Consider the following 7,809-nt stretch of genomic DNA (forward strand, 5'->3'; position numbering starts at 1 on the left):
GAAACCCCCCGTCGGTATCTGGACGGGGGATTGATGTGCTGTTTACATTTTTTCCGGTGCTGAAACGCCGATCATCCGCAAAGCGTTTTTCAGCGTGGTTTGGACGGCTTTGATCAAAGCAAGGCGCGCTTTTGTGGCGGCTTCATGCTCCGGATCGAGCACTTTTACCGCATTATAAAAGCTGTGGAACGCGGACGCCAGCTCGTTGATATATTTGGTGATGCGGTGCGGGATCCGCTTTTCTGCCGCTTCGGCAATCACCTGCGGGAATTCGCCCAATTTTTTCAGGACATCCATTTCCTTTTCAGAGCGGATCGCGGAAAAATCCCCCCTCGTATCCGGACCGAGCCCTTTCTCTTCTGCCTGCCGCAAAATGCTGCAAATGCGGGCATGGGCATACTGCGCATAATAAACCGGGTTTTCATTGGACTGCGAAACGGCAAGATCAAGGTCGAAGTCCAAGTGTGTATCCGAACTTCTCATCGCAAAGAAATAACGGGTTGCATCGAGGCCGACTTCTTCGATCAAATCGCGCATTGTCACCGCTTTTCCCGTCCGTTTGCTCATCTTCATTTTTTCGCCGTTTTTATAAAGATGGACAAGCTGGATAATCTCGACTTCAAGATGGTCCTTATCATATCCGAGGGCTTCCATTGCCGCTTTCATGCGCGGGATATAACCGTGGTGGTCGGCGCCCCAAATATTAATCACTGTATTGAATCCGCGGTCAAATTTATCTTTATGGTACGCTATATCAGGGGTCAAATAGGTGTAGGTCCCGTCTTTTTTGATCAGCACGCGGTCTTTGTCGTCGCCGAAAGTTGTCGAACGGAACCAGGTCGCCCCGTCTTTTTCATAAATATGCCCTTTTTCGCGCATAATTTTCAGCATATCGTCAATTTTCCCGCTCTTATATAGGGAAGTTTCCGAATACCAGACGTCAAAACGCACGCGGAAGTCTTCGAGGTCCTTTTTCAGTTTATCCATTTCATAATCAAGGCCATACCGGCGGAAAAATTCATAACGTTCGTTTTCATCTGCATCTACAAACTTTTTCCCGTATTCTTTTGCCAGTTTCTGCCCCAAATCAATGATATCCTGGCCGTAGTAGCCGTCTGCCGGCATTTCTTTCTCGATGCCGAGCGCCTGGAAGTAACGCGCTTCGACCGACAATGCCAGGTTGTGGATCTGATTTCCGGCATCATTGATGTAGTATTCACGGGTCACATCATAGCCCGCTTTTTCCAGGATATTGCAAAGAGAATCGCCGACTGCCGCCCCGCGCGCATGCCCGAGGTGAAGGTCGCCAGTCGGGTTGGCAGATACGAATTCAACCTGAATTTTTTCCCCTTTTCCGGCATCCGAGCGGCCGTAATCATCGCCTTCCTGCAAAATCGTTGGAATAAGCTGCGTCAAATATGCATTGTCCAAGTAAAAATTGATGAAGCCCGGCCCCGCGATTTCCACTTTTTCAATGGACGCTTTCGATTTGTCAAGCTGCCCCACAACGGCTTCCGCGATGACACGCGGTGCTTTTTTCGCCGCGCGCGCCAGTTGCATCGCAATGTTTGCGGCATAATCGCCGTACGCCTTTTCTTTCGGTTTTTCCAGCACAATTGACGGAATGTCTTCTTCCGGTACAAGGCCGGTTTTTATGACAGCTTCTTTGATTTCCGCTTTTAATATTTCCTGAATTTGTTCCGTTATGTTCATTTTGCCTCTTGTACCTCCTCGTAATGGATCGTCATCTTGTATGTACCGACCTGTCTCTCCTGTATAAAAAGCCTGTAACCAAGGGAAAACTGCCCATGCATATACCCTGTACGGCGGTGTGCCACATCATCTGCCATTACTTCAAGCGGAAAAGTGCCGTACCCGCTGCCATAAGAACCCGGCCGCTTTTCGCCGGGTCGCAGATCAAGCCGCATAGAAACCGCTCCGCTTCTTAAAATCAGTGCTCTTTCACCGCCCACTTTTACAACCGTATGGATTTCGCCCGTTTCCTGCATTTCATTGTATTTTAGATAAGCCGCACCGCCTTTTTCGTAATAACGGCCGAATAAAACAAGTTCTTCTTCTTGGAAAAATTCCGTCACCATATGTATTTTTACGGGGCAAGAAACGGTTTCTTCCGCCATTTTCCCACATCCTTAGAGAAACTTTCCGTTTGTTGTCTATCCATTATAACCTTTCCACTGGAAGAATAACATCGCCTGTATCTTTATTTTATCATACAAAACAACCGCGGCATTCCACAAGAGGAACTTTAAAAGCCCGGCGCCGGCCTCAAGTAAGGCTGCAGCACCGGGCCATAGCGTTTCCTATTTCACCCAGCCAAGCATCATTTCGCGCACCAGTTTGCTTGCCGTATTGGCGGTTTGTTCGGAATGGTCGTAAACCGGCGCCACTTCGACAAGATCGCAGCCGACGACATTTACTTTCGAATTTGAGATCGCATGGATCGATGCGAGCAGTTCTTTCGAAGTAATCCCGCCGGCATCCACCGTACCCGTCCCCGGCGCAAATGCCGGATCAAGCACGTCGATGTCAATCGTCACATATACCGGGCGGCCGGAAAGTTCCGGCAGCACTTTTTTGAGCGGCCCGAACACTTCGAATTTCGAGATGTGCATGCCATTTTTTTCTGCCCAATCAAACTCTTCTTTCATGCCGGAACGGATGCCGAAAGAGTAGACGTTTTTCGGCCCGATCAGCTCAGCCACTTTGCGGATCGGCGTCGAATGCGAAAGCGGCTCTCCTTCATATTCCGTCCGGAGATCGGTATGGGCATCAAAATGGATCACCGCCAAATCCGGATATTTTTGATAGACGGCACGGATCACCGGCCATGAAACAAGATGCTCCCCTCCAAGGCCGAACGGGAATTTTCCGTCTTTCAGCAAAATCTTCACATAATCCTCAATCATATCGAGGCTTCTTTGCGGATTGCCGAATGGGAGCGGAATATCGCCGGCATCGAAATATTTTACTTCGGCCAGTTCGCGGTCGAGGTACGGGCTGTATTCTTCAAGCCCGATCGATACTTCGCGGATGCGCGTCGGGCCGAACCTGGACCCCGGCCGGTAGCTGACCGTCCAGTCCATCGGCATGCCGTAAATGACAACCCGGCTTGTCTCATAATCGGGATTGGCGCCGATAAAAACATTGCCTGAATATGCTTCGTCAAATCTCATGTCTGTTCTCCTCTTCTTACTTTGCTTACTTTGTCAAGTCTTCTACAAATTTCGGTAGCACAAACGCCGCTTTATGCAGTTCTTTTGTATAGTATTTCGTTTCAATCTCATGGAACCGTCCTTCACTGACTTCAAGCGGATCATATTTTTTCGAACCAATTGTAAACGTCCACATACCGCTCGGGTACGTCGGGACATTGGCTGTATACAGCCTTGTAATCGGGAAAATTTCTTTCACGTCGCGCTGCACTTCACGGATCAGGTTCGCTTTAAACCACGGGTTGTCCGTCTGCGCGACAAAAAGCCCGTCTTCTTTTAAAGCTTTTGCAATGCCGGCGTAAAACCCTTTTGTAAACAGGTTGACAGCAGGGCCGACCGGTTCGGTGGAATCAACCATGATCACATCATACGCATTCTCACTTTTTGCGATATGCATAAACCCGTCATCGACTTTTACCTCGACGCGCGGGTTATCCAGTTCACCTGCGATTTCAGGCAGAAACTTTTTCGAATACTCAATGACCTTGCCGTCAATTTCGACAAGCGTTGCTTTTTTCACTTCAGGGTGCTTCAAAATTTCGCGGATCACGCCGCCGTCCCCGCCGCCGACAACGAGCACATTTTCCGGATTCGGATGGGTAAAAAGCGGAACATGCGCGATCATTTCATGGTAAACAAATTCATCTTTGATCGATGTCATCACCATGCCGTCCAAGATGAGCATATTGCCCCATTCGGCCGTTTCCACCATATCGAGTTTCTGGAATTCGGTCTGTTCGGTATGTAAAGTTTGGTTCACCCGCATCGTGATCCCGAAATCTTTCGTTTGTTTTTCTGTAAACCACAGTCCGCCCATGATCATGTCCTCCTCTAATCGCGTAATATCTAGTTTCTATTATGTCTTCCCTTATAGGAATGATTCATCCCAAACACATGAAAAAAAGTATAGTAGATTTCCGGAAAAAAGCAAGAATTTTTTTGCTTCCTTTCATTTTTCTTGCTTCTGTGTTTAAAATTTCCTTTCTTACTAAATACTAAGGAAATAAGAATAAAAAAGAGGTGTGGATGATGGAGACACTTACAACACCAAAGATCCAGAAAGCAAAATGGGGCCTGCGCATTTTGCTTCTTGCCTTTTTTGCTTTCGCCATCCTGCTGTCCGCCTTGGCAGCGGCTGTCTATTTCTATGCAAAAATCCTCGGGCCGCCGCCGCTTTCCGTCCCGCAATCCACCCTTTATTACGCAAAAGGCGGCAAACTGATCGGGGAAACAAACAGCGGCCAGCAGCGGTATTGGGTTCCGTTGAAGGACATATCCAAAGATGCCGTTGACGCCACCATCTCGATCGAAGACCGCAACTTTTACCACCACCACGGTTTTGACTACCGGCGCATGGCCGGAGCCCTGGTTGCCGATATGAAGGCAATGGGAAAAGTGCAAGGGGCGAGCACCATTACCCAGCAGTACGCACGTAACCTATTTTTAACGATGGATAAGACATGGGAAAGGAAATTAAAAGAAGCTTTCTATACGGTCAGGCTTGAATCGAATTACAGTAAAGACCAGATTTTGGAGGGCTATTTAAATACAATCAACTATGGGCATGGGAAGTACGGGATACAGGCCGCAAGCCAATACTATTTCGGAAAAGACGTCAAAAACCTGACACTTGCCGAAGCTGCGATGCTTGCCGGAATCCCGAACGGCCCGGGGATCTACTCACCCGTCATTTCCCCCGAAAAAGCAAAACAACGGCAGCTTGCCGTATTGCAATCAATGGTGAAAAACGGCTATATTACGGAAAAACAGGCGACGGAAGCAGCCAATGAACCATTAACGATCGTCCGGAAAGCCGAACCGGACACAACCCGGACCGCCCCATATTTCCAGGATATTGTCAAAAAACTATTGAAAACGAAACTGGGATTTGATGACCAAACGATCGCGCTTGGCGGGCTGAGAGTATATACCACTTTAGACATCCGGCAGCAAAAGATCGCTGAAGAAACGGTGAAGGAAACCATCCCGGATTCTTCACAGGTCCAGCTCGGTTTTGCGGCCATCAACCCGAAAAACGGCTTTGTGACCGCGCTCGTCGGGGGCCGGGATTACGGGGAAAGCCCTTATAACCGGGTAACACAGGCGACGCGGCAGCCCGGATCCACAATGAAGCCGCTCCTATATTATGCCGCGCTGAACCACGGTTTCACCCCGGTAACGATGCTGAAAAGCGAACCGACCGTTTTCCGGTTCGATGGCGGCAAGTCCGTATACAGACCGCATAATTTTAACAGCCAGTATGCGGACGGGAACATTACGATGCTACAGGCGCTCGCCGTTTCGGATAATATTTATGCGGTCAAAACCCATTTGCTGCTCGGGGAAAATGTACTCGTCCATACCGCAAAGCAATTCGGTCTGACGACGCCGATGGAAAAAGTGCCTTCGCTTGCATTGGGCACTTCCGGCGTGCACCTGCTTGATATGGTACATGCATACAGCCTGCTTGCCAACAACGGAATCGAAAACGGGCCCGTTTTTATCACAAAAGTCGAAGATTACAAAGGCCATGTTTTATACGAGTACAAACCGGAGAAAAAACGGGTGTTAAATCAGGATGCGGCTTTTGTCACCTCGCAAATGATGACAGGTATGTTTGACAAGCGTTTAAACGGATATGCAAGTGTAACCGGCGCCTCCATTGTCAAAGACATCACCCGCCCGTATGCCGGAAAATCCGGTTCCACCAACACCGACAGCTGGATGATCGGATTTTCGCCCCAGCTCGTTTCAGGCGTGTGGGTCGGCTATGACAACGGGCAGGAAATCACTTTGGCCGCCGATAAAATGTACGCCAAAAAAATTTGGGCCCACTTTATGGAAAAAGCACTGGCTCATCAGCCGGTAGAGGAATTTAAACCGCCAAAAGGAGTCACCGCCGTGGAAATCGACCCCTCAACCGGCAAACTGGCGACGCCCAACTGCCCGGTGGCGAGGCTCACCTATTTTATTTCCGGCACCGAACCGGTTGAACCGTGCAGCAAACACCCTGATACGGCAGAAAATGACCTATATCCACACAAGCACCACAACTGGCTGCAAAAACTATTTCCGTTTTTTAAATAATCGGCACACTAAAAAGCAAAGGGTCTGGCTCAAAGGCGGTCAGACCCTTAATGCTTCCTTCAGTTCGTCGCTTGATAAATCCCACATTTCCCTACTGTGTCCCTTTAAGAAATCCGCCAACACTTTTTTCGATTTGTCATCCATATGGTCGACGATAAGATGGCCTTTCATCGATTTGTCGAGGCGGTTGACATGTTCCGGCAGCGATTTATAGCCGCGGCGTTTTTCTTTGTTGACCACCATTTCGCAAGCCGTCACCCCATGATAATAAGGCCCTTTTTCGCCGCGTTCAATCGTCACCCACACAAGCCAGTAAGGTTTTGCCCCTTCTTCCGGCACTTCCGAACGGTCATGGGAAAATTTGACCCTTTTTTCCACGGCGCTCCTAGCATGCATCGCTCCGATATCGACAACGGCCGTGCCTTCATTGATATCAATAATAACCGGGGACACATTCTCCAGATTCAGCGCCCCGACACCAAAACCCCGGTGCCCGTCGGTCGGCGCATTTTTAATGATATTAAACTCTGCTTTTTTCTTTTGTTCAGCCATTTTTTACATCCCCTTTCTCAAATGATGGCCCTAGACTTTAGCCCTGAAATGCAAACGCCGGGCACCGCGGCACCCTCCGCTGTTTTTGACCGGCTCCGGCGGCCGGCGTACTGTTTCGCAGTATGGGGGCCGGCCCGTATTTTTTTGATATTCCGTGTGACCCGGCGCCATATCCTGCTAAGCGGGGCGCACCGCTTTTTAACTAAAAACAGAAACAATGGTTTGAAAGCCCCTCATAATCGACGGCACCGCGCTGTTGATGAGCGGCGAAATCGTATACTGGTCTAGCGGCGTCACGAGAAAAACCAAAAAGACCAGAATGCTGTACTGCTCATACTGCGTCATTTTCGCGCGTACCGATGGCGAAACCAAGTCTTCAATGATCCGGTAGCCGTCCAATGGCGGCAGCGGGATTAAGTTAAAAATAAATAAAACGAGATTCAGCCAGACAAAATAATTGAAAAACGAAAGCACAAACCACGGCAGGCCGGCGCCGATCCCGGTCGCAATCAATATATACAGGATAATGTTCCCTAGAAAAGCCAACAAAAAATTGCTGGCCGGGCCCATGAAAGACACGAGCACACCGGCAAGGCGCGGATTTTGGAAATGGAATCGGTTCACCGGGACAGGGCGCGCCCAGCCAAAACCGGCTACAAAAATCAGCAGCGCCCCAAGCGGGTCAATATGCTGCACCGGGTTCAGCGTCACCCTCCCCTCTCGCTTGGCGGTTGGGTCGCCAAGCAGGTAAGCTGTATAAGCATGGGCAAACTCATGGATGGTAAAGGCAATGATCAGCACCGCTGCGACAATCGGGATATCCCTTAACGGATATGCCAAAAAATGTTGTAATGGTTCCACAAACCGGTCCCCTTTTAAAATGATATTATTAATAGTATACAAAATTTGCGCAGTATATTCATTTGATTGCCACCGG

The 7,809-nt window shown here is 49.1% G+C and carries 7 protein-coding genes; 1 reads left to right on the top strand and 6 read right to left on the bottom strand.

Features of this window, described 5'->3' with window-relative positions:
- Nucleotides 1-42 precede the first annotated feature (42 nt).
- From argS to speE, 4 genes are all read right to left on the bottom strand, one after another.
- Nucleotides 43-1,713 (bottom strand): arginine--tRNA ligase, encoded by a 1,671-nt coding sequence (argS, locus tag GBH70_RS05565; RefSeq protein ID WP_151680115.1) that lies wholly within the window; start codon nucleotides 1,711-1,713, stop codon nucleotides 43-45.
- On the bottom strand, nucleotides 1,710-2,138 hold the full coding sequence (locus GBH70_RS05570) for a YwiB family protein (RefSeq protein WP_151680116.1): 429 nt from the start codon (nucleotides 2,136-2,138) through the stop codon (nucleotides 1,710-1,712). Before GBH70_RS05570 ends, argS begins: the two co-directional genes overlap by 4 nt.
- Nucleotides 2,139-2,321: 183 nt before the next feature.
- Nucleotides 2,322-3,194, bottom strand: coding sequence for an agmatinase (gene speB, locus GBH70_RS05575; RefSeq protein WP_151680117.1), 873 nt, complete (start codon nucleotides 3,192-3,194; stop codon nucleotides 2,322-2,324).
- 25 nt (nucleotides 3,195-3,219) lie between these two features.
- Nucleotides 3,220-4,050, bottom strand: a complete 831-nt coding sequence (gene speE / locus GBH70_RS05580) for a spermidine synthase (protein ID WP_151680118.1) — start codon at nucleotides 4,048-4,050, stop codon at nucleotides 3,220-3,222.
- Between the two features lie 212 nt (nucleotides 4,051-4,262).
- On the opposite strand from speE, the gene GBH70_RS05585 reads away from it, so the two are divergent.
- Nucleotides 4,263-6,320: a transglycosylase domain-containing protein gene (locus GBH70_RS05585; protein WP_151680119.1), complete on the top strand. Its 2,058-nt coding sequence runs from the start codon at nucleotides 4,263-4,265 to the stop codon at nucleotides 6,318-6,320.
- 39 nt (nucleotides 6,321-6,359) lie between these two features.
- Here the strand turns inward: GBH70_RS05585 and GBH70_RS05590 are convergent, their stop codons facing one another.
- Together GBH70_RS05590 and GBH70_RS05595 are read right to left on the bottom strand one after the other, a co-directional pair.
- Nucleotides 6,360-6,872 (bottom strand): YwhD family protein, encoded by a 513-nt coding sequence (locus GBH70_RS05590; RefSeq protein ID WP_151680120.1) that lies wholly within the window; start codon nucleotides 6,870-6,872, stop codon nucleotides 6,360-6,362.
- 198 nt (nucleotides 6,873-7,070) lie between these two features.
- Entirely contained in the window at nucleotides 7,071-7,733 is a 663-nt protein-coding gene (locus tag GBH70_RS05595) for a site-2 protease family protein (RefSeq protein WP_151680121.1), read from the bottom strand.
- Between the last annotated feature and the right edge of the window lie 76 nt (nucleotides 7,734-7,809).

The sequence above is a fragment of the Weizmannia acidilactici genome, assembly GCF_008974225.1.
GTDB lineage: Bacteria > Bacillota > Bacilli > Bacillales > Bacillaceae_C > Weizmannia > Weizmannia acidilactici.